Source organism: Campylobacter concisus, from assembly GCF_003048595.2.
Taxonomy (GTDB): domain Bacteria; phylum Campylobacterota; class Campylobacteria; order Campylobacterales; family Campylobacteraceae; genus Campylobacter_A; species Campylobacter_A concisus_L.
The window spans coordinates 1,738,294-1,763,025 of record NZ_CP049270.1; the positions used below are offsets into that span (position 1 = coordinate 1,738,294).

Genomic DNA, 24,732 nt, shown 5'->3' on the forward strand with positions numbered 1-24,732 from the left:
ATTAAATAGCATCTACAGCTCTTAAGATTTGACCCACACTTTACCTTTAATTGTTAAAATAACAAGCAAACTATTTATTAAAATAGCAAAAATAGGAGGTATTTTATGGATGAAGTAAAGTTAAAAATAAAAGAGATAGCCACTAATATAGAAAAATTAGCGGCTAGTATAACGACAGAGGAAGCGACAAAAAATGCTTTTATAATGCCGTTTATTAGGGCTCTAGGTTACGACGTTTTCAACCCATTAGAAGTAATGCCAGAATACACACAAGATATTGGCACAAAGCAAGGCGAGCGTATAGACTATGCTATTTTTCAAAATAATGAGCCAGTGCTATTAATTGAGTGTAAAAAGATAGGGGCGGAGCTAAATGCTAAAAACGAGTCACAGCTACTTAGATACTTTAATGTGAGCAAGGCTAAATTTGCGATTTTGACAAATGGTCGTGATTATAAATTTTATACCGACTTAGAAGAGAAAAATATAATGGACACAACGCCATTTTTAAGCTTTGATGTGACGAAAATAAAAGACACACAAGTGCTCGAGCTTGAGAAATTTCATAAAAAGAATTTTGACTTAGAAAATATTTTTAACACAGCAAACAACCTAAAATATACTAACGAACTAGACAAAATCGTAGCGGCAGAGATTGAAAACCCTAGTCGCGAATTTACAGCGTTCTTTTTTAAGAAGATAAGCGATCAAGTAGCTACCGAAAAAAGAATAGACCAAATTACGCCATTATTAAAAGCGGTTTTTGCTCAACGCATAAATGATATGGTAAGGGATAGACTGACGTCAGCATTAGATAAAGAAACAAAAAAAGAAGTCGAGCCACTACCTCCACAAGAGGACGATAATAAAATCATAACGACACAAGAGGAGTTAGACGCTTTTTATATTGTTAGGGCAATATTAGCGGCGGTTACAAATGTAGAGAATATAACACATAGAGACGCTCAGTCTTACTTTGCAATATTTTTTAATGATAATAACCGAAAGCCGATATGTAGACTATATTTCACTGATAATAAAAAACAAATAGGCATAATGGATAGCGAAAAAAACGAAACAAGATTTCAGCTTGATAGGATCGAGGATATTTATGCCTATTCTGAAAAATTGTGTGAGGTAGCTAAATTTTACGCTGCTCAAAATTAACACCAAAACTATCTTGGCGGAGCTTTTGCTCTACCAAGATAAATTTACTCTCACACATTTTAAGCCTATATAAAGCTAATTAATCCGAAACGACTAAAAATTTAAACCTAAAGTGCTGAAATCTCCTAAATTTAATGCAAATTTATTAAACCCAAAAAGAGACAAAATGATCGAACATTTACTACTATTTTTTGCACTGTTAGCTATCATCATCGCCTTGGTGATGGTCTCAAACCGCCTAAAGATCGCCTATCCTGTGCTATTAGTCCTTGGCGGACTAGCCATTAGTTTTGTGCCAAATTTACCAAGCATCAAGATCGATCCTGAGCTTATCTTCATCATATTTTTACCGCCGCTTCTTTACGAGGCCGCGTGGGCAAACTCACTAAAAGAGCTATTTAAGCAGCAGCTGTTGCCGTGATAGCAAATTTAGTGATCCCTGGCTTCTCGCTCGCCCTTGGCTTCATGCTTGGCGCCATCGTCTCGCCACCAGATACGGTGAGCACGGCTGCGATCCTTAAATTTGTCAAAGCACCGCGCAGGATCAGCGCTATTTTAGAAGGCGAGAGCCTTTTAAACGACGCATCATCGCTCATCATCTTTCGCTTTGCCGCAGTGGCTGTGACTACTGGGCAGTTTATCTGGTACAAGGCAGCTGCGAGCTTTATCTGGATGGTAGCTGGCGGCGTTTTGGCGGTGGTTTGCGGCGGACTTTATCTCTCGACAAAACGAAACGAAATTTTCACCGCTTCAACAAGGATCCACGCTGTGCCCGTTTGGAACAACTTTATCTTCTTGCTAAACGGCCTTGCCTTTACCATAATCGGCCTTGACCTACCTAAAATTTTAACAGGACTTAAACGCAGTGGTGTTTCACTCTTTGAGGCCATCTCTTACGGTATTTTAGTAACTGCTGTGCTCATTGTTATCCGAGTTATGGCATCTTATAGCGCCGTTTATATCACGATGTTTATGAAGCGCTATATCAGCGTGGCGGACGATCGCAACCCTGGCAAAGCCACACCATTTATCGTCGGCTGGGCTGGCATGAGGGGCGTAGTCTCGCTGGCTGCGGCACTTTCTATCCCTGCTATGGCTGGTAGCGAGCCCTTTCCGCACAGAGACCTCATCTTGTTTATCACATTTGTCGTGATCTTGCTAACGCTTGTGGTTCAGGGCTTAAGCTTGCCACTGCTCATAAAAAGTGTGAAATTTCCAGACTTTAACGACCACATGCCAAATGAACTTGCAAGAATCAAGATAAAAAAGGCGATCGCCGAGGTTTCGCTTAAATTTCAAAGCGAGAAATTTTGCAATGAGGAGAATTTCTTGTTTCAGAAACTCAAAGAAGTTTGGAATTTCGAGCTTTCAAATGAAAATTTCGAGATCAGCGACAAGGTCAGGCAGACCTATTTTGAAATTTTAGAGGAGCAAAGAAAGGCACTTTGTGAGCTCAACAAAGACCCAAAGATCGACGAAGAGGTGATTAGGACGTTTTTATACCACATCGATCTTGAGGAGCAAAGGTGGCAGGAGCATAGCGAGCACTAAAATTTTCTTCCGACATTGCAACTTACCGCACCGCAAAATCTCTTGCCAAATTTGGCCTCGACGATGAGGACTAGAACAAAAAATATCTTCTCATCGTTCATACGCGCGATCTGGCGTAGAGTTTGGCTAGCGTCATTAAATTTAACCCCATTTTTGCGTAAAGTTTCGCAAAAAATAGCCTCGTCAAAGCCCAACATTTGCGAAATTTCAGTTATGCTGTATGGCTCTAGTGAGGCGATGATTCTGTCCATGTTGCAAATGCTTGGATTTTTACTGCGCGTTAGCACATCCATTGTTTCATTTATTAGTTTTACTAGCTTCTTTCTACGATTTATAACGTGAAGTGTTGCAGCAAGCAATATTAAAAAACCTGCGATTTTATGGGCATTTAATAGATACTCATTATATTCGCCAAGCGCAAAATTTACACCAGAGAATGCGAGCATACAAAGCCCTAAAATAAGAACTAAAACAAGACAGAATTTATAAATAACCTCTACTTTAAACATGACACTCATCCTAAAATATATTTTTCTAATTATACACTTTAGGAGTTGAAATTTATCACCAGCTTATTTAGCTGGTGATTTAATTAGATTAAAAATTGTAGTTAAAGCTGAGATTAAATGTGCGTGGGTCACCATAAACCATCCTGTTTACACCAATGCCCTCATAGTATTTTTTATTAAAGAGATTGTCGATATTTAGCTGCACGTCAAAGTTTTTAGCAAATTTATATCCAAGCATTAAATTAGCTAAAGTGTAGCCTTTTTGTGTGATTTCATCTGCGCCTTTGCCAGTGTAAATTTTACTCTTATACATAGCTCCAGCCCCTACCCTAAAGTCTCTGATCTCATACTTTGCAAATAAATTTGCCGTGCTTCTTGATGAGTCGGTGGCGTATTTCTCACCTTTGGCATCTTTTGCGTTAAAGTGCGTTGCCCCAAAGCTTAGGCTTAAGCCTTTGGCGATCTCTCCGTTTAGATCTAGCTCGACACCCTTACTTGTCACACCCTTGCCAGCTTCATATATGTAGGCATTTGTCGCTGGATTTCTCTCGCCTGTGTTTATACCAAGCTTGTCTTGCACGATCTTAAAGACGCCAAGACTTGCTTGAAGTGCCCCATCAAAATACTCGCCTTTGATGCCCACTTCATAGTCCTTGCCTTGGATCGGATCAAGATATTTGTCGTTTGCGTCCTTTACGCTTTGAGGTTTAAATATACTCGTGTAGCTAGCATATAGAGTGTGGTTTGCTCCGATGTCGTAAGTGATGCCAAGATATGGCGTGATCTCATTTGTGAAATTTCTATTGTCTTTGCCACCCTCGATCTCGTATTTGTAGTAGCTCACCCTGGCACCTAGTAGGAATTTAAGCTCATCGGTGATCGATAGTTTATTTGCTGCGTAAAATGCCTTTTGTATCGTTTTGTCTTTATTGTTTTGATCTTCGTAAGGAAATTTCGGATCATCAAGATGTAAGTTTTTAAAATCAATCCTACTTCTAGCTGTATAAGCAAGCCCAGCTGGCGTGGTCTTTTGCAGCCAGTAGCTACTTACCTTATCGCTACTTTTTTGATAGTTGTTATACATAGCACCAAAGACAAACTCATGAGATAAATTTGCTAGCTCGTAAGGGATATTTGCGTATGCATCTACGTTGTGGATATTTTCTTCTCTTTTGTTTGCATAAGCGCTAAGACCGCCTATATTGCCAGTACCGTCTAAATTTACCGCTCCGCCGTAGTAGAGTAGATTTGAGTCAGTGTTTGCCCGTCTAAATGAGTAACTTAAATTTAAGCTCGCTTCATTTTCAAAGTAGTGCTTAAAATCAGCGTAAAAATCAAGTGTTTTTATATCCCACCTAGTCCAAGGCTGAGAGAAAATTTCATTTTTACTAAAATTTGTCCTAGAGCCATCTGTATAAAATTCTGGCATGCCACCCCATCTAATGCCGTGACGTTTTAGCTCTTGATAAAACGCACCAAGACTAAGCCATGAGCTATCGCCTATATCGCTATCTACGACGCCATAAATCGCGCTATTTTTGCGGTTGTAATAATCCATATAAGAGTGTGACTTCTCATGCATAAAAGAAAGTCTCGCTCTGACGCTTCCGCTCTCATTTACCGGCGTTTGCACATCGCCATTTACGCCGTATCTATCGTATGAGCCAGCACTTACACCAAAATTTCCTTTTAGCTCCTTTGAATCCGCCCTTTTTCTTATGAAATTTAAGCTTGCAGCTGGATTGCCAGCGCCTGCAAGCAGGCCATTTGCTCCTTTTACTACCTCAACTCTCTCATAAGGTAGCAAGCTCATATCATTTGCACCAAGGCTAAAACCACCAAAGCTAGGCATCGAATCAAGCAAGTAATAATCTATCGCAAAGCCACGGGCTGTCGGATATACGCGCTCATCCCATTTATTTAGCGTAACGCCCGGGACATTTCTAAGAAGCACCTGATAGTCTTTGATGCCTTGATCTTTTAGTCTAGCCTCTGTTAGCACTGTTAGTGATTGAGGCGTTTGACGAGAGGTTAAATTTAGCCTAGTTGTGCTCTTTACAAGCTCTTTTGCAAAGTAGTTTGCATCATCTCTTCGCTCGCTTTCTACGACATCGATTGCCTCTAAAATTTTATCGCTTTGGCTAGCAAAAATTTGAGGTTGCATCAAATTTAATGCAACCAAACTAATTAAAAATTTTTTCATTTTTTCTCCTTTTAAAATTTCTTTTAATCCACAAATAAAGCCCTGAGATACTTAAAATAAGCGGTGAAATACCAACTAGAAACCAGATAAATTTTGTGATTTGGTTGTAGTTACCAAAGTGCGATTTTCTAAATGCTGAGAGAATTTCTTCGCTTAGATTTGTATTTTTTATGTCCAAAATACTTACTAATTCGCCGCTATTTTTATCGTAAGTTAATATGCTTGAATATTCGTTATGCAAGAAATTTTGATCTTTTACATAGCCAAAAAGGCGTATGTTTGCTCCTTGCATAAAGGGCAGTGAGATGAAGTGTGGCTCAAAGCCAGCAAGATCATTTTTTGAGCGGGCTACCAGCTCGTCAAGAGATAGGCTTTTGTTGTAAATTTTTGCATCTATAACGAAGTCATTTTTAAACTCTGGCATGCGTGCCATTTGAAATTCCCACCAAACACCACTTATGCAAATGAGCAGTAAAATAGGCGTAGAAAAAATTCCTATCATTTTATGAATGTCGCTCATAAAAATATTTAGCCTATTTACACGAAGCCTAAGTAGTGTCAGCCAAAATTTTCTATAAATCACGAAACCACTTATGCAGATAAAAAACGTAAAAATAGCGGTTAGAGTAAGGATAATGTGACCGCTCTTTTCTAGAAATAGCGACTCATGAAGCTCGGTTAAAACTCCAAAAAATCCCTCATCATGTGCAAGTGGCTCGCTCTTTATCTTACCGCTAAAAGCGTCAAAATAGATAAATTTCCACTCTTTTTGGCTGTCATTGTGCTCAATTAACCAAATTTTGTCACGTTTTTTAGGATTTGCATCGATATTTATGCCGACCATCTCGTAGCCGTCAAGCTCGCTTGCGATGATCTCTCTTTGCTCATCAAAGCTGATCCTTTTGCTTAAATTTTCTTTGTTTAAATTTACATTTACGACATTTGGGGCAAGAAGGCTGTTTAGCTCATCTTTATAAACAAGGATCGCACCGCTAAAACAAACTACTGCAAGTGGAATGAAAAATAAAAGAGATAAATAAGTGTGTACTTTATAAAAAATTTTTGATTTAGAAATTTCACTTTGTTTTAAAGCCTTTTGATGGTAGGTTTTGATAATGGCTCGCAATCTTACACAAAATTTACTTTGATAATATTTAAAACTATTATCAATTATGATTCCAGAAAAGAAAAATTTTTATAGAATGTAAATTGAAAAAAATAAATAGATTTGATTTTCAAAAGAATAAGCAACTCCTCTTTGTGTATACGAAAAGCCAGAAAAGGGGGAAGCAAAGACTTATCAGTTACAAAAAGGAGGGTCCATTTAGGACGATGAAATAGTATTATTTAAGCATAAATTTTAATAAAATTTTTAGTTAATAAAAAAGAAATTCCAAGTAATACTAAAGTAAATCTAACTTTAAAGAAGCTGCATTTAATAAATTTCTTTTAATTAGTGCAAGTACAAAATTAAAATAGCTAATTTTTAGGCACAAGCTCTAATATGTTGCAAGCTCGTTTGCTGCCCATCTTGCAAGCCTTATCAAGAGCCTTTGCAGAAAGATCAAAGCTTTGCTCAGTGCCATTTCCTTGAAGATACTTTGTCGCTAGCTCATAGCAAGCCTCACTACTGCGATCATCACAGAGCGATCTAAATATCTCAAAAGATTTTTGTGTATCTTTTTCTACGCCAAGGCCGCGTCCTAGCATATCTGCATAGATAAAGCAAGAAATTTTATCTTTATTTTCACACTCACTTGAAAGCTTTTTTGTAAAACTCTCGCAAGCTTTAGAGTTGCTTTTATTAATACACTCTTGCATATTTATATCCCAGTTTGCATTCAAAGATAGAAGAGCAAATGCTAAAAATAAAATGGATTTTTTCATAAATTTCCTTGGAAGAAGTTAGCCCCCTTTGGGGGAAAGGGAGCTATTACAAAAAGGAGGTTTCTTGTTGGACAAGTGGAATAATACAAGTTTCGTCTAAATTTAAAACCAACTTTTCTTTAACAAAAAACAATCTCAAACCAAATCTTTTTTACTAAAGGCGAAATAGCCACAAACTAGCAAAATAATGCCTAGTAAGAGCGGATAAATAATCGCGTAAGCTACAAATGTCGCTTTTGGAAAGGTGCTTAAAATAAAATAAGATGCAGTACCGATAACTGCTAAATTTGGATCAAAAAGACTAAGCGCTGCTATCCTGAAAAGCTCTATCGGATTTAGTATAGCAATAGCGTAAATGACATACTCATCAACCGAGCTTCGCATAAGGAGTCCAATTAATGCTAGATCAATAAATGCAAGCATTATAAGCCAAAGTAAAAACGCCACGCCTTGGCCTGTCTCTTGATTTTTAATCACGCTTGAGATAAAAAATCCAAGAGATAAAAAAATGATACTTAAGCTAAAAAGTAGTCCAAAGTAAAGCACCAGCACGCCCCAAGGTATCGCAACACCTTTTATAAAACCAACAACAACACAAAGCAAAAGAGCAAACAAAAGTGGGACAAAAACAACAAATGTACGGCCCAGTGCCTTGCCAAAGTAATACTCTTTAAGGCTTAGCGGGAAGCTAAGTATGTATTCAAGCAAATTTGTATCTCTATCTTGATTTATGCTTCTTACGGTTGAGATGAGAATAAAAATAGGCACAATGATGACACAAATTTGAATAAACAAAAGCAGTGCTCTAGTAAGCCCAGAAAAGCCGAGCACACGTGAGTCGGTCACGCCACTAAATAAAAATCCTATCATCAAAGCAGAAAAAAGCGCAGCATATATCACAAACCATCTTGAGCGAAAAGACTCTTTAACATCAAGCTTTGCTATTAAAAAAAGATTATTCACTCTTGCTCCTTAAATTTTCTTCTTTGATTATCTTGCCAAGATCCATATAGACGCATCTATCTAATAAATTTGCTATCTCATCGATACGGTGTGAAATAAAAACAAGTGTTTTGCTTTGCGTGAAGTTATCAAGTAAATTTTTAAAAGAAAGCCTTGCTTTCACATCAAGATTTGCCGTTGGCTCATCAAACATCAAAATTTCACTATCCTTAGCAAATGCGATGGCTATTAGCATCTTTTGTTTCATGCCACCAGAGAGCTTATAAAATGGCTTATTTAAATTTGCATGCAGATCAAGCTCTAAAAGCTTGCTAAATTTCTCAATCTCTTCAAACTTTACATTTGAGCTTTTGCAAACAAACTCACAAAGCTCACGTAGATTAAATTTAAGCGGTGGTGGAGTTTGTGGCACAAATGAGATAAATTTCAAAGCCCCTTTTCTATCTTTTAGGGTATTTACGCCATTTATCGCGATGCTTCCGCTATTTGGGATAAACTCGCCTAAAATGATACGCATGAGCGAGCTTTTGCCAGCTCCATTTTGTCCAAGTATTGCTATTTTTTCACCAGATTTTACGTTTAGGCTAACACCATCAAGTATCCTTTGCGAGCCAAAAATTTTAGTTACTTCTTTTATATCTATCAAAAATTTTCCTTATATGAGTTTTTTAAAGCCGTTGTCAAATTTCAGTGCATCTTGATGACACACATCAATACACCTACCACAAAGCGTACAATCAGCACCAGCTATCCTAAAGATATTTTTGCTCTCGTCAAGCTTTGCCCCCTTTTTTGTCATAAAAAGTACGTGAGGCACTAGACAAACATCGGTGCAAACTAAGCAGTGATCGCACCTTTCTTTATCCCAGCTAACTTTTATGGCATTTGGCTTAGCTAGCACTGAGTAAGTAGCTCCAATAGGACAGACATACCTACACCAAGCTCTACGTGAGAAGAAAATTTCAACCATAAGCATGGCCACAACAAACCAAATAGCATGAAAATAGCCATAGATAATAAATCTTGAAAAAATCCCAACAACATTAAAAATTTCAAATGTAAGACTTGCACTAGCAAAGCTAAGGGTTAAAAATAAAATGGTAAAAACATATCGCCACTTTGTGTCAAAAACTCGTGGTTTCACTATCTTTTTAGCACGCAAATTTTCATGGATCTTCTCAGCTATTTCGCTTATTAATGAATAAGGACAGATCCAAGAACAAAAGCCTCTACCGCCAAAAATGATATAAAATGCCAAGATACTAAGTGAGCCAATTATTAAATTTACATGGATTTCATGTGTCGCCAAAAAGACTTGCAGGCTCATAAAAGCATCTGCCAAGTGAAAACCAAATATCCTTGACGCACTGATGTCACCTTCTAAAATTTGTATATCAACTCTATATGAAAGCACAAATAAAAGATGAACTAGAATAATGCTAAATATACGCCAAAATCGTATACTAGGACGCTTCTTGCCATCTTTTGTAGTTGTGATTAATGTGCTTAGAAAGCTTACATTTCTAATCGTCGCACGAGTGTTATATTTGTCCATTTTTACTTTTTAAATTTAGAAATTTCATCTGCAAGGCTTTCAAGCTCGCTATCACTAACATTTGTAAGTAGTCCCTTCATAAGCGAGTTTTGCACCTTGCCAGCTTTATAATCAGCTAGCTTTTTAAGCAATTCATCCTTACTTAGATGCGTTATATCAGGAGCTACGACGCCTTTTGCATTTGCACCGTGGCATGGGGCACAAGTTGTTAGATACTGCTTGCTAACGCCTTCATTGTGCACTTTAGCCACACTTAGACTTAGCTCTTTTACCTTTTTTAGCTCATCTTCACTAGCAAATTCTTCACTAGACTTTGGCTGCTCTTTTGTAAAATTTTGCTCTACTTTTGGCTGAGCATTAGTTGCTACTTTTTCCTTTTTAGGCGGAGTCTGGCTTAACATAAACACCATGATACCGCAAATCGCTACTGCTAAAATAATGGTTATAATCTTTCCTACTTTCATTATTTGCTCCTAAATTGTGTATTAAAATCACTGATTTCTTTAGCTAAATTTCTGATTTCACTATCATCCATTTTTTTAACAAGGTCTCGCATTAAAACATTGACTTTTTCTTTATTTTTATAAGCGTTTATCATTGTATAAATTTCATTTTCACTTTTTGTTAAAAGAGATGGCCCGATGATGCCATTTGCGTAATCATCGTGACAAGCTGAACATTTTGTAATGAAATTTTTGCTAAGTCTGCCCTTTATAAGTCTTAAATTTATAGTTTGAAGAGGGGTTCTTACCATTGCTAAAGCACCGATTTGACGGCTTACGTTATTATCTTCAAGTCCAAATTTTACGCTCTTTTCGCCGTGCATATCGTATTTTATGAAGTCATTTTGTTTATTTGTGCTTTGGTTATTTTCTTTTTTTTCAACCTTTATGCTAGCACTCGTGGCTACATTTATTGGTTGCTCGCTAGCTGCTTTTTGCGCTTTGTCATCACTCTTTTCACAGCCGACAAATAGCAAAGCAGCAGCCACTAAAGACATTATTAATCTCATTCTTTCTCCTTATAAATTTCATCATAACTCATTTTTGGGGCAATATTTATAATTTTTACAGGGCAAACCTCAGCACACACCCCACACCCAACACAGCCATGCTTTATGAGTGGCAAATTTGCTTCGCTCATTACTATTGCACTATCGCCAACTGGGCAAATGCTGGCGCAAAGGTCACAAATTTGACCGATTTTGCCTTTTATCTTATCTTTTTCTGCCTCTTCCCTATCGTTATAAACTTTGCGAACAAGCAAATCTTCAACGCTATCTTTGCTTAGTTTTTCTCTTTTTAGGCACATACAGGCATTTGCATTACTCAAGACAGCAACACCCATTTTCACATCATCAACAACTTTTGTAGCATGATCTAACGCACCACTTGGACAGGCGAGCACACATGGGAAAAGATCACATAAATAGCAACCTCTCTTTTTAGGATCTATGTATGCTGTACCATTTGAATATCCATCTTTTATATCAAGCAAACTTATACTGTGATAAGGGCATACCTGCACACACTGACCGCATTTGACACAAAGATCATCGAAGTCATCAACCGCGCCTGGTGGTCTAAGATAGAGTTTATCACCGCTACTTTTTGGCAAAATTTTACCTATGCCATATCCTGCGGCAGCTGCGACTGAGCCTAAGATTATAAATTTTCTTCTATCCACGTTTTGCCCTTAACGCGTTAAAATTTGAAGCATCAAGTGGTTTTATCCTTGGCGTGCTATCTTCAAGTAGCTTTACTGGCTCAGAAAATGGCGCGAGTTTGGCTAAAAAATTTAAGATACTAAAGACACTTGAGCCATAGAAAAACTGCAAATTTGGATAATACTGCCAAAGCTGATCGGCATACGATAGATGCATAAACGGCGTATCGCCATAGCCATCTTTATCTCTATCAAAGCTCTCATACTCATCATAATAATTTTTACTCCACCGATTTAATGCCATTTTATCACCTGGAGTATCGTTTGCAACGATATCCATATTGCCTATAAAATCATTATTTTCAAATATGCTTGTCCCCTGAGTAGCGTGAAAATATACGCCAACTACGTTGTGTAAAATTTTATTGCCTAAGAAATTTATCGTTGAGCCTGGCTGAAACGGCGAGTTATCAAGCAAAATTCCTCTCGCATTATAGATAAGTGTGTTATTTTCGATAGTAAAATTTGAAACATCTTTTAGACCAATACCGATACCAAAAGCGCCGTCGCTATCCATAACAAGATTATTTTTTATATTTGAGCCAGCCGAATACATAAAAAACATACCGACCGCATTGCCGATAAAATCATTGTTTTCGACTAAATTTTGATTCGCATACATAAAGTGAAGCGAGTATCTACCGCGGATCGCTTTATTTTTTAAAAATTTATTGTGACTTGCATACCATGCAACCATATCGCGGCTATCATAAATATAATTGCCTTCTATTAAATTTTCATGGCTATACCAGAGTCTAACGGCATCACCTCTAAAGCCAAGACTTGCCCCTTTTTTAGAAGTGATGTTATTTTCAGTGATCTTTGAGCTGCTGCACTCTTTAAAATCAATCCCAAAAAGTACATCACTCAAGTCATTTTGCGTAACCAAGACATTATTTGCTTTATCACAGCCAATGCCAGCATCTAGCTCACCAAGGTCATTTCCGCTACCGCTTATCTTTAAATTTCTAAGCGTAACATTTGAGGCAATAATCTTTACAACCGTGCCTTTACCATTTCCTTTTACGTGAGCATTTTTGCCCTCGCCAACGATACTAAGCGGCTTATTTATAGTTATGCTTCCTTCATAGATGCCATCCCCTAGCTTTATAACATCGCCAGGGCTAGCGTTATTTATTGCATCTTGAAGGATATTTGCAGAGCTAAAAATAGGCAAGAAAGCAAGGGCAAAAATAAAAATTTTACGCATTTAGCTCTTTTTTCTTTGAAAATACTGCAAGTATGCAAAATACACTCATGGCGATCATAACCCAAAATCCGATACTTGGATAAGAGTGAGTTGTAAATTGTGCGACGCTACCATCGCCTAAAACTGTTGGCATAAATGGTTTAATCTTAAATGCACCCCACTCTTGCATATTGTGTCCATACCAGTAAAGCCATCCTGCAAATGCGCTCATAAATAGCACAGGCGCGATAATCGTTGGAACCATAAGAAGTGAGTTAAATTTGCCGTTGTAATATAAAAATGCAAGCATACAAAGCGTTGAAATAAGCAAATAATAAGGCGCTATCGCTCGCTCTAAATTTCCGCCATGCTCCATAGGATACATACCGATGTAGTGATTTATCGTATTCATCTCATGCACGTCGCCACTATATCCATCTACGTGAAAATATACAGGAATTCCATCAGGAAAGGCTGATTTTGGATAATTTGGAGCTTCAAGAGAGACGTACCAGATAGGAAAAGATGGCGTACCAATCTCTGCTTTTTGCTCGATCATCTTATGAAGATCGCTTGCTACATCTTTTGATAAAAGGTGATTTTTATACTGAAATGAGCTATAAAGATTATAGATACCGTAAGTATAAGATGGTATTTCATCACCATCAGCTATACGCTCTTTTGCTCCGTGCCAACCAAGAACAGGCAAAGTAAAACAAACAGTCATTAAGACAAGTGCAACAATGGTATAAATTTTATATTTACTCATGATCTCTCCTTTAAATTTTAAAATTTCATCTGCCTAAAAATAAAATTTTAAAATTTAAAAAGGGGCAAAATGCCCCTTTCAAAACTACATACCAGCGTTTTCATCTACCCATTTTAGGTATTCGATGATATTTTTGATCTCTTCATCACTCATATGCTGATTTGGCATTCTAAGGTTAAAGTAATCAATCATTGATTTAATGTAGTCGTCATTATAGAACTTAGCAGGATCTTTGATAAATTCTGCTACCCATTTTTCGCCGTTTTCATGTCTTAGTAAAACGCCTGTTAGGTCTGGACCTGAGCTTACTTGACCGATGACGTGGCAACCATTACAACCGCCTTTTAGATAAGCCTCTTCACCTTTTGCAGCAGCTGGACTCATCGGAGTTGCGATCTCTTTAGCTAGGTTATTTTTAGCTCTTAAGCCAACGTCAGCTGTTTTTACCATGTATTGCCATACTTGGTACTCCCAAAGGATAGCGCCGTTTACGTCGCCTTTTTTGTAAGCTTCGTCAGCTTTAGCTTTTACCTCTTTAATATGGCCATATTGATCAAGTGCGTCATCAACCAAAGCTTTTACTTTTGGATATTTCTCATAATGTTTCTCTTTTAGGTATTTAACAACCTCTTGGATAACATCGTCAGTTGCCTTATTAGTTGCGATTACTTTGTCGTATTCGGCTTTTAAAGCTTCTGGGCTTAGAGTTTTTAGCTTGTTATTTTTTGCAGATTCATATTTTTTATTTGGATCTTTAACAAGCAAATAACCCATCATTTCTAGGTGAAGTGCTGAACAAAACTCGGTGCAGTAGTATGGGAAGACACCTTCCATATCAGCTACGAAATTTACTGAAGCGGTTTTGCCAGGCTCTAGTGAAGCGTGAATGTTGTAAAGGTCAATGCCAAATCCGTGAGTTTCATCTTGAGCGCGCTCTAGGTTTGTTAGGTGAATTGTTACATTATCGCCTTTATTTACTTCGATGTGCTCTGGATTGATATGGCTTCTGATCATTGTTGCATAGACGGTTACATTTTTGCCATTTCTTTCAACTCTTTCTTGACCAGCTAGAGTTGCATATGGACTAGCCTCGCCTGTTCTTGAGTTTGTACCCATGTTGTAGGTAAGCGCTGGACTTAGTTTGCTAGCAGCTATTGAAACAACATCGTGTGGCTCGCCAAGTGGTATTGGCATATCATAGATTAGATCCATTTTTGCACCAGTGATGTCTATTAGCTGGTGATTTTGTGGATGAAGTGGGCCAACTGGGCTAAAGCGATCGATTGAAAGTTTATCAAGCGCGATTGCATATTTGCCAACTGGTTTTGCTGATTTGCCCTCCATTGTATCAAGGTGGCCGATATTGTAGTGAACATTTATCTTATCAAGCACTTTTAAATTTTTATAGTCCCATTTTACGATTTGACTATCAACGTAAAGTGAAGTATAAAGTACGCCATCTTGTGAGTCAAATGATGTGTGCAGTGGTCCAAGGCCAAGTTCGACTTGTCCGTGCATTGACTTTTCTCTATCTAAGATAGGTATGCCGTATGGGTCAGTGCCAGCATACTCTTTTTTGTCGATTAGCTCTTTGATCTTTCTAAAGTCATAAACTGATGCGTGAGTATCAAGCTTACCACCAATAATGATGTATCTACCATCTGGAGTTACGTCACAACCATGTGGGCTCTTTGACTCTGGGATCAAAAATAGTGCACCAGCTTTTACAGCAGCGTCTATTGTAACTACCTTGTGGCCATTTATAACTTTGTAATTTTTCTTGTCTTGAACAAGTTTTTCTAAAATTTTCCAGTTATAAACATGCAAGAAGTCAGTGTCATTTCTACTTGCACCTGCTTCAAATGGAGGAAGACCTTTTTCGATACCGCCAGTATACATCTCAGTATTTATTGAGTTTGTAAAGCCCCAGCCGTAGCTCTCGCCTTTACCAGCATCACTTAGATCTTGCCAGTATGGTGGAAGCTCAAGAGAGAATGACTCTTTCTCATCGATCTTACCTTTTGGATAGTCAAATTTCCAAAAAGTTACAGCACCTCTATAGACTGCTTCATAGTCGTCTATTGAGTGGTAGTTGTTATCAAGTGGAGCTGCATATTGGCTAGCTTCGATAACATACTCGCTATTTGGAGTGATGAAGCTACCGCCGTGCTCACTCTTCATAATAGGGTTTACAACGATTTGAGTTGTCTCAAAGTCATGCAAATTTATAACTGCGATTCTTGGGTTAGCTTTATCGTTGATAAATAGATAATCACCAACATACTCACCATTTTTCTCACTGAAATTTGGGTGGTGTGTATCGCCCCATGTTATCTCTTTGCCCCTGATGTTGCCTTGTTTCAAAACAGCTTTTGACTCATTGTCATAGCCATATCCTTGCCAAGGCTCTGGCGTGAAAACGCCGATGTATTTATAAATTCTCATCGACGGAACGCCATAAACTAGCACTTGACCGCTTTGCCCGCCAGATGAAAAGACGATGAAATCATCTTTTTTACCGCTAGGCTGATAAGTTTTAGCAGCTGCAAGGACATCTTTTTCGCTTAGCCCACGCTCTTTCATGACTTTTTCAAGGTCACTACTAGCAGCACAAGCAGTCGTTAAAGATAGCCCAAGCAACGCAGCACTTGCGACACAAAATAACTTTTGCATTTACTCTCCTTTTTAAAATGAATTTATCTCTAAACTCTTTATCTCATTGTCTAAATTTACGCCATTTAAGACGCCTTTATCTATAAAAATTCTTTTTATCTCATTGCTAAAAAGAATCTTTTGTCCTTTTAGTTTAAGATCTTTGTCAAATTTATAAACTACTCCATCCCCATCGCCTATAAAAATTTCATCCTCCATACACGCAAGAGCTGAAATTTTAGATTTTAAAACTTGCTTTTTAATTCCACTTTTAAAATCTAAAATTTCTCCATCTCTAAAGCCAAGCAAAATATCATTCCCCTTAAATTTACAGGCACTCAGTGGAGCAAAGCCAACACACTTTTTCTCTTTTAAATTAAGCTCTTTATCAAGCAAAAATGCTTTGCCATTAAAGCTCGTAAAAAATAGTTCATCATCAATTGGCAAAAGGCTCGAAATTTTATAAACATCTTTATAATTTTTAGTTAAAAGTTTATTTAGATTTTTATCAAAAACGCCTATGCTGACTTCATTTGCCATATCGCAAGCTACGTAAATTTTATTTTTAATTGTCACAATTTGTGAAATTTTACAGCCAACATTTGGCATGGCAAATAAAAAATTTCTCTCGTTTGCCACTTCAATAATCTCATTATTTAAATTTGCGATATAAAAGGATTCTCCATCATTTCCGCACTCTTGATTTTTATAAATCGTCTCTTTTAGATCCAAATTTTTAATCTGTCCATCTTTTATAAAAACGATGCTTTGGTTGCTTTCATTAATAAAGCAGCCTAATTGCTGGGCAAAAGCTGTTATCAAAAACAAACTTATACAAAGCAGAAATCTCATAATCCAAGGCACTTTCATCATAAATTTAATAAGCAAAAAAACTATACATACTTAACTCTTAAAAGCAAATTAGCGATTAATTTATTTTTTTAAGCTTTTAAAGAAAAATATCAATAAATTTTTTTAAATTTTATTATTTACATTATATAGACATTATGATTTAATCAATACTAATATAGTTTTAATAAAATTTATTATTTATTGAATCGCTTATTTTTAGTACTAATTTGCACAAAAATTTAAATTTGAATTATTTCTTAAGAAAATTATTTAAATTAAATAATTATATTAAGGAATGAGAATTCTCTTTAGTATTTAAGTAAAAAGCTAGATTTTATGTATTTGTTATATTTTTAGCTTAAACCTATTGGTAATTTAAATTTGTTTAAATAGGCTATAATCCGCCAAAAAAGGAGAGATAATGCTAACGCATTTAGATGAGAAAGATCGTCCAAAAATGGTTGATGTGAGCCCAAAAGATCCAACAAAAAGAGTAGCAACTGCTAGCGGGATCATCAAGATGAGCAAAGAGGCCTTTAGAACGATCAAAGAAAATACTGGTAAAAAAGGTCCAGTTATCCAAACGGCTGTCGTTGCTGCGATAATGGGAGCAAAAAAGACAAGCGAACTAATCCCGATGTGCCATCCACTAGCTATTTTAGGTGTGGATTGTGATATCGAGGAGCTGCCTGAAATTTGTGCTTTTAAGCTCTATGTGAGCGTAAAAATAGAGGGTAAAACAGGCGTTGAGATGGAAGCATTAACTGGCGTTAGCGTGGGGCTTTTGACCATTTATGATATGGTAAAAGCTATAGATAAAAGCATGGAAATAAGTAATATCGTGTTAGAGAGTAAAACAGGAGGAAAAAGTGGCGAGTATATGCGATCTAAATAACAAAAAAGCAAAAATTGATTACCCAACGCATTGGGAATATAAAATAATATTTGACGCAGATGTCAATGTAGAAGAAAAGGTAAAAGAGATAGTAAAAGATAGAGAATTTAAGCTAGTTTTTTCAAAATTTAGCAAAGATAAAAAATACGCTAGCTATGACTTAGCCGTACTAGTTTTGAGCGAAGAAGAGAGGCTAGAGATATTTTCTGCACTAAAACACGAAGCAAAATATGTTTTATAAGGTAAAAGATATGAATAGTTTAGAACAAAATTTACATGATTATAAAAGCAGCGATGGCTTATTAATAAGCATAAAAGCTCTTTGCAATAACTTCTTTCAAGATACTGCAAACAAAGATATAAATGCTTTGCCAGAAATTTTAAAGGCTAAAATGAATGAGCTTTATGACAAAATGAACAAAGAAGATCTCATAAATGCAAAAAATCTAAAAAGTGCCATGGAGGGAATAAATCAGGCCATTGTCGGCACTGAAGAAAAGGCACTTTACGAGCTACTTGATAAAAAAGATGAGCTAAATCGCGCAATAGAAGCAAAACGTGAAGAGATAAAAAATAGGCTCAAAATTTCATTTGAAGCAGCTGAAGAGGTCGTAAAAGATAGAAATTTTAGTGAAAAAGAGGAAATTTTAGAGCTTTTAAATAATGCGATCATTAGAGAAACAAGGCTTCTTGGTATCTTAAAAGAAAGTGCTCAAATCGCATTTTTAACAACTCTTGAAGGTGCAAAAGATGTCGAGGAAACAGCTGGCGCGATAGCTAAAAATATGACTTATGTTGCGATAATTGGAGGAGAGTTTAGCAAAGAGCGGATACTTGAAATTTCAAAAAACATTATCATAGCAGCAGCAAATTTGGCAGACGAGGGTCATATCTTTGCAAAAGAGTTGATAAGTGGAGCGATAAGTGGTACAAGAGATGGCATTTTAAGAGCCATAGAAAAGCTCAAAGACGAGGCGAGATTTGCTCCAGATGAGCTTAGGCTAAACTCACAACTACTAAATTTAAAAAATATTGATGAAGAATTTATAGCCTTGCTTAGAGAACTTGAAAAGGAATTTGAAAGTGTAGCAAGAAATGAGATCGAAAATGTGATAAATAGCGAGCTAGATACAAACCTAGCTAAATTTAAACGCATTAGCGATCAAGCAAGAGAGCAGATTATTTCAAGGATAGAAGAGTTAAAGTCAAACGGCATGGCAAAGCTTATGAGTGAGGCAAATAATAAATTTGAAGCCTTAAAGCAAGAGCTAAATGACAAGAGTAAAAAGCTAAAACTAAATTTTGATACAAACGACAAAATTGAAGAGATTAAACAAGAGATCGCTAATCTTGAGAAAAAAGCTAATGAAAAATTTGAAGACATCAAACAAATAGACATCAAATCAGAAGCCAAGAAATTTGGAGATAGGGCTTATCAAGCTGCAAAAGATCTATTAAATGTTATTAAAAAAGATAAAAAAGAGGATTAAATTATCAAGCTTATCTTGAAATTTTTCCTGAAAGATATTCGCACCATATATTCTTGCCAAGTGTGAAAATTTTTCCACACTTGGCTTTTACTTTCTAAAGCCTTAAAATCACAAAAATAGATAAAGTAAAAATACTCCCAAAATCAAGCGGTAGATGACAAAGGGCAACATCCTGATTCTTGAGATGATACCCATAAATAGCTTAACGCAAAGATAAGCGCTAACTGCACTTATAATGACACCAAGGGCAATATCGCTCCAAGGAAGCGCATTTGGGTCTTTTATGAGCTTGATGCTCTCAAGTCCGCCGGCTAGGATGATGACTGGGATCGACATCAAAAATGAGAAATTTGCACTACCCTTATGGCTAAAACCTAAAAATAAGGCTGCTGTCATCGTCACACCTGATCTTGAGACGCCAGGGATGAGCGCCACAGCTTGAGCAAGGCCAATAATAAGCGCAAATTTTATGGTCATTTCATATTCGCTTTTGTTTGATGAGCGAAGATCAGCAAAGTAAAGTGCTATGCCAAAGACGATCGTAGTAATAGCGATCACAACGCCGCTTCTTGCGTATTCTTCGATAATGTTGTTAAATAAAAGCCCAAAGATCCCAACTGGAATGGTGGCAAAGCCCACACACCAGACAAGCAAGCTATCGCCCACCATCTTTCGTTGTGCGATCGAGGCAAAAAAGTCACGAAGTAGCTTAAAAATCGTATCTTTAAAATAAAAAAGTATCGCACTTAACGTACCAACGTGCACTGCCACGTCAAAAGCAAGACCTTGATCTGGCCAGCCAAGCAGCTTTGGCACCAAGATAAGATGAGCCGAGCTTGAAATGGGCAAAAATTCGCTTATGCCTTGCACCAAGGCCAAAACGATAACGTGAGAAATTTCCATAAAATGCCTTTTTTGATTTTAGATTGCAGTTGGGGATTTTACTCCCCCAAGATTAAATTTATATAAGTTCGCTAGCAAAATTTGCAAGTTTTTGTGGAGTAAATCCAAAGTGATCAAATAGCTCGTTCGCCTTGCCACTAGCGCCAAAGCTATTCATACCATAAACTGCGTCAGCAAATTTATACCACTCATAGCCAGTTGCAGCTTCAACTGCGATGATCGTCGTGTTTTTGTCTAAAATTTTAGACACGTATTCATCTGGCTGCTCGCAAAGTAGGTCAAAACAAGGAGCTGACACGATGTTTGCGCCAATGCCTTGTTGGCTAAGAATTTCAGCTGCCTCTACACAGAGTGAGACCTCGCTACCGCTTGCTATAAATGTTATCTTTGCTTCTTTTGACGAGCTTAGCAGATATGCGCCGTTGCTAACCTCTCCAAATTCGCCTTTTGCAAGTGGATCAAGCCCTTGACGGCTAAGCACAAAAGCACTTGGAGCGTTTAAATTTAGAGCCACTTTCCAGCTAGCTGCGTTTTCGTTGCCATCAGCTGGGCGGAAAGTGTAGAAATTTGGCATCGCTCTAAATGTGCTAAGCTGCTCGATCGGCTGATGTGTCGGACCATCTTCGCCAACGCCGATGCTATCGTGCGTAAAGACAAAAAAGTGCTTGATGCCCATTAGCGCTGCTATCCTCGCACTTGGCTTTAGATAGTCGCTAAAGATGAAAAATGTCGCTGAAAATGGCAAAAAAAGGCCGTATCTAGCGATACCGTTGTTGATAGCTGCCATGGCGTGCTCTCTGATACCATAGTGGATATTTTTACCATTTGGAAAGTCGCCCATACCCTTTAGCTCAGTCTTATTTGAAGGAGCTAAGTCAGCACTACCGCCGATAAAGCCAGGAAGTTTTTTAGCTATCTCATTTAAAATGACATGGTTTGTATCTCTTGTGGCTAGTTTTTTGTCGCTAAAGTCTGGAAATTCGATCTTGCTAAAGTCTGGATTAAGAAGCGAGTTTAGTAAATTTTTGCCTTCAATGCTTAGTGCCTCAACCTTTTTGTTCCACATAGCCTCTTCAAGATCGCCCTTTTCAACTGCGCCTCTAAATCTTAAAAGCACGTCCTCATCAATGGCAAATTTCTTCTCAGGGTCAAAGCCAGCTGCGGCCTTTGCCTTTTTTATGATCTCTTCGCCAAGTGGTGCGCCGTGGCTGTGGTGGCTGCCTTCAAGCTCCATTGCGCCGCGTGCTATATGCGTGTTTGCGATGATGAGATATGGCGACTCTTTCTCGCTTGCTTGCTCTAGTGCAAATTCGATCTGATCGTAGTCGTGTCCATCAATGCGTGCGACCTCCCAGCCCTGAGCCTCAAACCTAGCTTTAACGTCCTCGCTAAATGCTATCGCTGTGTCGCCCTCGATCGTGATGTTGTTTGAATCATAAATGAGCACAAGGTTGTCTAGCCTTAAATTTCCTGCGATTGAACATGCCTCGTAACTTATGCCCTCTTCAAGATCGCCGTCGCCGCAAAGGCAGTAAATTTTATGATCGATTATTTTATTGTCTGGCTCGTTTAGCACGTTTGCAGCGTATTTTTCTGCCATGGCTAGACCAACTGCATTTGCCACGCCTTGACCAAGTGGGCCAGTAGCAACCTCAACGCCTGGAGTGTGAATTTCTGGGTGTCCTGGAGTATTTGAGCCAAGTTGGCGAAAATTTTTAAGCTCATCAAGGCTTAAATCGTAGCCACTTAAGTGTAAAAAGCTGTAAACCAAACTTGAAGCGTGACCACCGCTAAAAACTAGCCTATCTCTGTTTAGCCATTTTGGATTTTTTGGATTGTGTTTTAAAAAGTTGCTTAAAACCACCATAATATCAGCTAGACCCATAGGTGCACCTGGGTGTCCGCTGTTAGCGTTTTGCACCATGTCAGCGCACAAAAATCTTATAGTATCGGCTTGTTTTTTTAGCATATGATCTCCTTTTATTGCGCCAAATTATACAAAAAAGTGATTAAAACTTGCCTTGCATTTTTACTCAAAATATCTAAATAGTGATATAATTTTTTTAAATTTTTAGCAGTAAAAAGCTAGAAATTTCTAGCTTTTATCTAAGGTGTTTATCCGTAAGCTCCAAGATCATCTTTGCGATGTTTGCATCTATCTGATTTAGTACCTCTTCTATCTCGCAAATTAGCTCGTCTTTTTTCTTTTTTGCGCCCTCAAGACCAAGTAAATTTGTAAATGAGTTTTTAGCTAAGTCGTTATGTACAGGCTTTCCAGCAGCCGCCTCGTCGCTTGTAAGATCTATGATGTCATCTTGTATCTGAAAAGCAAGGCCGAGCTTTAGTCCGATATCATAAATTTTCTCACACTCTATTTCGCTTAAATTTACTATCACAGCACCCATTTTTAGACTTGCAGCGATGAGCTTTGCGGTTTTGTGGATGTGTAAAAATACTAGCTCATCAAGGCTTAGCATCTTGCCAGAGAGTCCAAATTTAGCCTTTGCTCTTTTGATATCCTCTTTGTTCGTATTTTCAAAAAAACAATCCAGTGCCTGACCTAGCACCATACCGCTAACGCCAGTATTTTCGCTTAAAATTTCTACGCATTTTATACGTGTTTCAGCTGGCAAATCGGCACGTGAAATTTCATAAAAAGCATGCGTATTTAGAGCATCCCCTGCAAGTATCGCAGTTGTCTCGTCGTAGGTTACGTGAAGCGTTGGTGTGCCACGTCTTAGACTTGCGTTATCCATAGAAGGAAGATCATCATGAATGAGCGAATAAGTGTGCATCATCTCAAGCCCTAAAGCCACTCTCATGGCCTTTTGCGTGAGGCTTTTATCCACACTTTCCACCACACCAAGAAGCAATAGTGCCCTAAAGTGCTTGCCTCCAGCCTTTAGCATAACGCCAAGTGCCTCCTCGTAATAAGGGTGAAAGCTCGGCGCCTTTGGCAAATTTTCGTTTAAAAATTTTACAAAGTCCTCAAGTAGGCTCATTTTGGCACTCTTGCAAAAAACTGAAAGTCATTTCTAGTAAATAGAAGCGTAAAATTTTTTAATTCACCAAGCTTCTCTAAAAGCTCTTCACGGCTACTCACGCTTTGTTTATCAAAACCCAAAATTTTATCGCCAGTCTTGATACCAAAAATTTCTGCATTTGACTTTGGCTCGACCTTGGTAACGACTAAATTTTTATCCACCGTGATACCATAATCCACCAAAATCTTATCATCAAGCATTGTTTGTGGCTCTTTTGGCATGATGTTGAAATTTGGTATATCAAGGCTTGAAGGGGCGTCTACATCGAGGCTTTGGTTAAATTTCACATCCCCGCTTACTGGCACTTGAAAGAGCATTTCTTGCTTATCGCGCTTCACGATGATGTCAAGCTTTGTGCCCTTTGGAGCAAAAAGTACCATCTCATTTAGCTCTCTTAAGCTCTTTGGCTTGATGCCATTTACACTCACAAGCTCATCATCGACCATCATCATCTTGCCACGGCCCAAAGGATCGACAAGACCCACAAAAAATTTATCCTCTTTTTGTAAAAATTTCACGCCGATATCACCGTAATAGACGTCATCATAAGATACAAAGTGCTTCAAATAGCGATTTGGTATAAATTTATCAGCTCCAACAGCTATGCCTATCATCTTACAACAAGGCGTGTTTATCTCGCCAGTCGCGTTATACTCGAAGCTTAGCGTATCAAAGTCGCCTAAATTTTGCCCTAAAGACTTGATGTGGCCCATGACGGTGTTGTTTGCGTCATTTAAGATGCCAACCCAAGTGCTCTTTTTGATGCGCTCCTCGTTGGTCTCATCAGCCATCACGACAGGGCTTAGCTCCTTGCTAGAGCGGACTAAAAAGAGCTGCAAATATGGGTCAAATTTGACATATTCGCCAAGTGGAGCTCCCTCGCTTTTTGGCACTGCGATCAAATTTTTCGTAATAGCCACGCCAAAGTGTTTATTTACTGAGACGATTGAGTTTTTATTCTTTTCAAAGCAGGCGTTAAAGTCCTCTTGTGTAGGCCTAGGATCGGCGTTTAGACAAAGCGCTGATAGCAAAAAAGCGAGGGCAAATTTATATTTTAGTCTCATTTTATCCCCATCGAAGCAAGACTGCCAAGCATCCTTGAAGAGGTGTTTTTCTTATCGGCCTCAACTGACTTTAGCACGTCATTCACGGCGCTTATTAGCAAAATTTGCATGCTCTCTTTATCTTCAAGCAAGCTATCATCTATGCTGATATCAAGTATCTCGCCGCTTCCATTTGCTCTAACGCTCACCAGCCCACCACCGCTTTTTGCGCCAAATTCTTTGTTTTTACTCTCTTCTTCCATCTGCTTGGCTTGCTTTTGTACATCCTCAAGCATCTGCCCCATCTTTGAAAAGTCAAATCCCTCAAACATCGC

General features: G+C 37.9%; 25 protein-coding genes. 6 read left to right on the plus strand and 19 right to left on the minus strand.

Going from position 1 to position 24,732, the window contains the following annotated elements:
• The first annotated feature begins 105 nt into the window (after positions 1–105).
• The 3 genes from CVT15_RS08925 to CVT15_RS08930 all read left to right on the plus strand — a co-directional run bounded on the left by CVT15_RS08925 (position 106) and on the right by CVT15_RS08930 (position 2,718).
• Positions 106–1,167: a type I restriction endonuclease gene (locus CVT15_RS08925; protein WP_103576567.1), complete on the plus strand. Its 1,062-nt coding sequence runs from the start codon at positions 106–108 to the stop codon at positions 1,165–1,167.
• 166 nt (positions 1,168–1,333) lie between these two features.
• Positions 1,334–1,588, plus strand: coding sequence for a cation:proton antiporter (locus CVT15_RS10180; RefSeq protein WP_258033221.1), 255 nt, complete (start codon positions 1,334–1,336; stop codon positions 1,586–1,588).
• Positions 1,585–2,718, plus strand: coding sequence for a cation:proton antiporter (locus tag CVT15_RS08930; protein ID WP_258033220.1), 1,134 nt, complete (start codon positions 1,585–1,587; stop codon positions 2,716–2,718). The genes CVT15_RS10180 and CVT15_RS08930 overlap by 4 nt, the downstream gene beginning before the upstream one ends.
• Here the strand turns inward: CVT15_RS08930 and CVT15_RS08935 are convergent.
• From CVT15_RS08935 to CVT15_RS09000, 14 genes are all read right to left on the minus strand, one after another.
• Positions 2,715–3,227 carry a chemotaxis protein gene (locus CVT15_RS08935; RefSeq protein ID WP_107898220.1) on the minus strand — a complete coding sequence of 171 codons (513 nt, stop codon included), beginning with the start codon at positions 3,225–3,227 and terminating at the stop codon, positions 2,715–2,717. The genes CVT15_RS08930 and CVT15_RS08935 overlap by 4 nt on opposite strands.
• An 88-nt stretch (positions 3,228–3,315) precedes the next feature.
• A complete protein-coding gene (locus tag CVT15_RS08940; protein ID WP_107898219.1) occupies positions 3,316–5,430 on the minus strand; it encodes a TonB-dependent siderophore receptor in 2,115 nt (704 codons plus the stop codon).
• The gene (locus CVT15_RS08945) at positions 5,411–6,556 is read right to left on the minus strand and encodes a PepSY-associated TM helix domain-containing protein (protein WP_230853931.1); all 1,146 of its coding nucleotides are present in this window, start codon (positions 6,554–6,556) and stop codon (positions 5,411–5,413) included. The genes CVT15_RS08940 and CVT15_RS08945 overlap by 20 nt, the downstream gene beginning before the upstream one ends.
• A gap of 353 nt (positions 6,557–6,909) precedes the next feature.
• Positions 6,910–7,317 (minus strand): tetratricopeptide repeat protein, encoded by a 408-nt coding sequence (locus tag CVT15_RS08950; protein WP_107898218.1) that lies wholly within the window; start codon positions 7,315–7,317, stop codon positions 6,910–6,912.
• Positions 7,318–7,452: 135 nt separating this feature from the next.
• On the minus strand, positions 7,453–8,280 hold the full coding sequence (locus tag CVT15_RS08955) for an ABC transporter permease (RefSeq protein WP_107898217.1): 828 nt from the start codon (positions 8,278–8,280) through the stop codon (positions 7,453–7,455).
• Entirely contained in the window at positions 8,273–8,926 is a 654-nt protein-coding gene (locus CVT15_RS08960) for an ABC transporter ATP-binding protein (protein ID WP_107898216.1), read from the minus strand. Before CVT15_RS08960 ends, CVT15_RS08955 begins: the two co-directional genes overlap by 8 nt.
• Before the next feature lie 9 nt (positions 8,927–8,935).
• Entirely contained in the window at positions 8,936–9,835 is a 900-nt protein-coding gene (locus tag CVT15_RS08965; RefSeq protein ID WP_087577996.1) for a NapH/MauN family ferredoxin-type protein, read from the minus strand.
• 2 nt (positions 9,836–9,837) lie between these two features.
• Positions 9,838–10,299 carry a c-type cytochrome gene (locus CVT15_RS08970; protein WP_084109871.1) on the minus strand — a complete coding sequence of 154 codons (462 nt, stop codon included), beginning with the start codon at positions 10,297–10,299 and terminating at the stop codon, positions 9,838–9,840.
• Positions 10,299–10,847, minus strand: coding sequence for a c-type cytochrome (locus tag CVT15_RS08975; RefSeq protein ID WP_084109872.1), 549 nt, complete (start codon positions 10,845–10,847; stop codon positions 10,299–10,301). Before CVT15_RS08975 ends, CVT15_RS08970 begins: the two co-directional genes overlap by 1 nt.
• Entirely contained in the window at positions 10,844–11,521 is a 678-nt protein-coding gene (locus CVT15_RS08980) for a 4Fe-4S dicluster domain-containing protein (protein WP_103576635.1), read from the minus strand. The genes CVT15_RS08975 and CVT15_RS08980 overlap by 4 nt, the downstream gene beginning before the upstream one ends.
• A complete protein-coding gene (locus tag CVT15_RS08985; RefSeq protein ID WP_103576634.1) occupies positions 11,514–12,770 on the minus strand; it encodes a nitrous oxide reductase family maturation protein NosD in 1,257 nt (418 codons plus the stop codon). The genes CVT15_RS08980 and CVT15_RS08985 overlap by 8 nt, the downstream gene beginning before the upstream one ends.
• Entirely contained in the window at positions 12,763–13,518 is a 756-nt protein-coding gene (locus tag CVT15_RS08990; protein ID WP_103576633.1) for a cytochrome C, read from the minus strand. Before CVT15_RS08990 ends, CVT15_RS08985 begins: the two co-directional genes overlap by 8 nt.
• Positions 13,519–13,602: 84 nt before the next feature.
• Complete coding sequence (nosZ, locus tag CVT15_RS08995; protein WP_103576632.1) at positions 13,603–16,191, minus strand: Sec-dependent nitrous-oxide reductase; 2,589 nt, start codon at positions 16,189–16,191, stop codon at positions 13,603–13,605.
• A gap of 12 nt (positions 16,192–16,203) precedes the next feature.
• Positions 16,204–17,022, minus strand: a complete 819-nt coding sequence (locus CVT15_RS09000; protein ID WP_107898215.1) for an ATP-dependent protease — start codon at positions 17,020–17,022, stop codon at positions 16,204–16,206.
• 418 nt (positions 17,023–17,440) lie between these two features.
• On the opposite strand from CVT15_RS09000, the gene moaC reads away from it, so the two are divergent.
• Genes moaC through CVT15_RS09015 form a run of 3 tightly spaced genes read left to right on the plus strand, consistent with a single transcriptional unit; the run spans position 17,441 to position 19,407 of the window.
• Positions 17,441–17,917, plus strand: coding sequence for a cyclic pyranopterin monophosphate synthase MoaC (moaC, locus tag CVT15_RS09005; RefSeq protein ID WP_180998499.1), 477 nt, complete (start codon positions 17,441–17,443; stop codon positions 17,915–17,917).
• Positions 17,892–18,158, plus strand: coding sequence for an HP0495 family protein (locus CVT15_RS09010; protein ID WP_021091143.1), 267 nt, complete (start codon positions 17,892–17,894; stop codon positions 18,156–18,158). Before moaC ends, CVT15_RS09010 begins: the two co-directional genes overlap by 26 nt.
• Before the next feature lie 10 nt (positions 18,159–18,168).
• Positions 18,169–19,407 carry a hypothetical protein gene (locus CVT15_RS09015; RefSeq protein WP_103576373.1) on the plus strand — a complete coding sequence of 413 codons (1,239 nt, stop codon included), beginning with the start codon at positions 18,169–18,171 and terminating at the stop codon, positions 19,405–19,407.
• A gap of 108 nt (positions 19,408–19,515) precedes the next feature.
• Here the strand turns inward: CVT15_RS09015 and CVT15_RS09020 are convergent, their stop codons facing one another.
• The 5 genes from CVT15_RS09020 to CVT15_RS09040 all read right to left on the minus strand — a co-directional run bounded on the left by CVT15_RS09020 (position 19,516) and on the right by CVT15_RS09040 (position 24,729).
• A complete protein-coding gene (locus tag CVT15_RS09020; protein WP_087586705.1) occupies positions 19,516–20,310 on the minus strand; it encodes an undecaprenyl-diphosphate phosphatase in 795 nt (264 codons plus the stop codon).
• A 58-nt stretch (positions 20,311–20,368) separates the two neighbouring features.
• Positions 20,369–22,279, minus strand: coding sequence for a transketolase (gene tkt, locus CVT15_RS09025; protein WP_107898214.1), 1,911 nt, complete (start codon positions 22,277–22,279; stop codon positions 20,369–20,371).
• A 133-nt stretch (positions 22,280–22,412) separates the two neighbouring features.
• Positions 22,413–23,312 carry a polyprenyl synthetase family protein gene (locus CVT15_RS09030; protein ID WP_103576368.1) on the minus strand — a complete coding sequence of 300 codons (900 nt, stop codon included), beginning with the start codon at positions 23,310–23,312 and terminating at the stop codon, positions 22,413–22,415.
• Positions 23,309–24,418: a DUF7488 domain-containing protein gene (locus tag CVT15_RS09035; RefSeq protein WP_107898213.1), complete on the minus strand. Its 1,110-nt coding sequence runs from the start codon at positions 24,416–24,418 to the stop codon at positions 23,309–23,311. The genes CVT15_RS09030 and CVT15_RS09035 overlap by 4 nt, the downstream gene beginning before the upstream one ends.
• Complete coding sequence (locus tag CVT15_RS09040) at positions 24,415–24,729, minus strand: YbaB/EbfC family nucleoid-associated protein (protein ID WP_103576370.1); 315 nt, start codon at positions 24,727–24,729, stop codon at positions 24,415–24,417. Before CVT15_RS09040 ends, CVT15_RS09035 begins: the two co-directional genes overlap by 4 nt.
• Positions 24,730–24,732: the final 3 nt, after the last annotated feature.

Coding starts and splice junctions, on each gene's coding strand:
- CVT15_RS08940 (WP_107898219.1), bottom strand. CDS start 5,430: ATGAAAAAATTTTTAATTAGTTTGGTTGCATTAAATTTGATGCAACCT.
- tkt (WP_107898214.1), bottom strand. CDS start 22,279: ATGCTAAAAAAACAAGCCGATACTATAAGATTTTTGTGCGCTGACATG.
- nosZ (WP_103576632.1), bottom strand. CDS start 16,191: ATGCAAAAGTTATTTTGTGTCGCAAGTGCTGCGTTGCTTGGGCTATCT.
- CVT15_RS09040 (WP_103576370.1), bottom strand. CDS start 24,729: ATGTTTGAGGGATTTGACTTTTCAAAGATGGGGCAGATGCTTGAGGAT.
- CVT15_RS09000 (WP_107898215.1), bottom strand. CDS start 17,022: ATGAGATTTCTGCTTTGTATAAGTTTGTTTTTGATAACAGCTTTTGCC.
- CVT15_RS09030 (WP_103576368.1), bottom strand. CDS start 23,312: ATGAGCCTACTTGAGGACTTTGTAAAATTTTTAAACGAAAATTTGCCA.
- CVT15_RS08990 (WP_103576633.1), bottom strand. CDS start 13,518: ATGAGTAAATATAAAATTTATACCATTGTTGCACTTGTCTTAATGACT.
- CVT15_RS08975 (WP_084109872.1), bottom strand. CDS start 10,847: ATGAGATTAATAATGTCTTTAGTGGCTGCTGCTTTGCTATTTGTCGGC.
- CVT15_RS08925 (WP_103576567.1), top strand. CDS start 106: ATGGATGAAGTAAAGTTAAAAATAAAAGAGATAGCCACTAATATAGAA.
- CVT15_RS08985 (WP_103576634.1), bottom strand. CDS start 12,770: ATGCGTAAAATTTTTATTTTTGCCCTTGCTTTCTTGCCTATTTTTAGC.
- CVT15_RS08950 (WP_107898218.1), bottom strand. CDS start 7,317: ATGAAAAAATCCATTTTATTTTTAGCATTTGCTCTTCTATCTTTGAAT.
- CVT15_RS08935 (WP_107898220.1), bottom strand. CDS start 3,227: ATGTTTAAAGTAGAGGTTATTTATAAATTCTGTCTTGTTTTAGTTCTT.
- CVT15_RS08970 (WP_084109871.1), bottom strand. CDS start 10,299: ATGAAAGTAGGAAAGATTATAACCATTATTTTAGCAGTAGCGATTTGC.
- CVT15_RS09020 (WP_087586705.1), bottom strand. CDS start 20,310: ATGGAAATTTCTCACGTTATCGTTTTGGCCTTGGTGCAAGGCATAAGC.
- CVT15_RS09035 (WP_107898213.1), bottom strand. CDS start 24,418: ATGAGACTAAAATATAAATTTGCCCTCGCTTTTTTGCTATCAGCGCTT.
- CVT15_RS08965 (WP_087577996.1), bottom strand. CDS start 9,835: ATGGACAAATATAACACTCGTGCGACGATTAGAAATGTAAGCTTTCTA.
- CVT15_RS09015 (WP_103576373.1), top strand. CDS start 18,169: ATGAATAGTTTAGAACAAAATTTACATGATTATAAAAGCAGCGATGGC.
- CVT15_RS10180 (WP_258033221.1), top strand. CDS start 1,334: ATGATCGAACATTTACTACTATTTTTTGCACTGTTAGCTATCATCATC.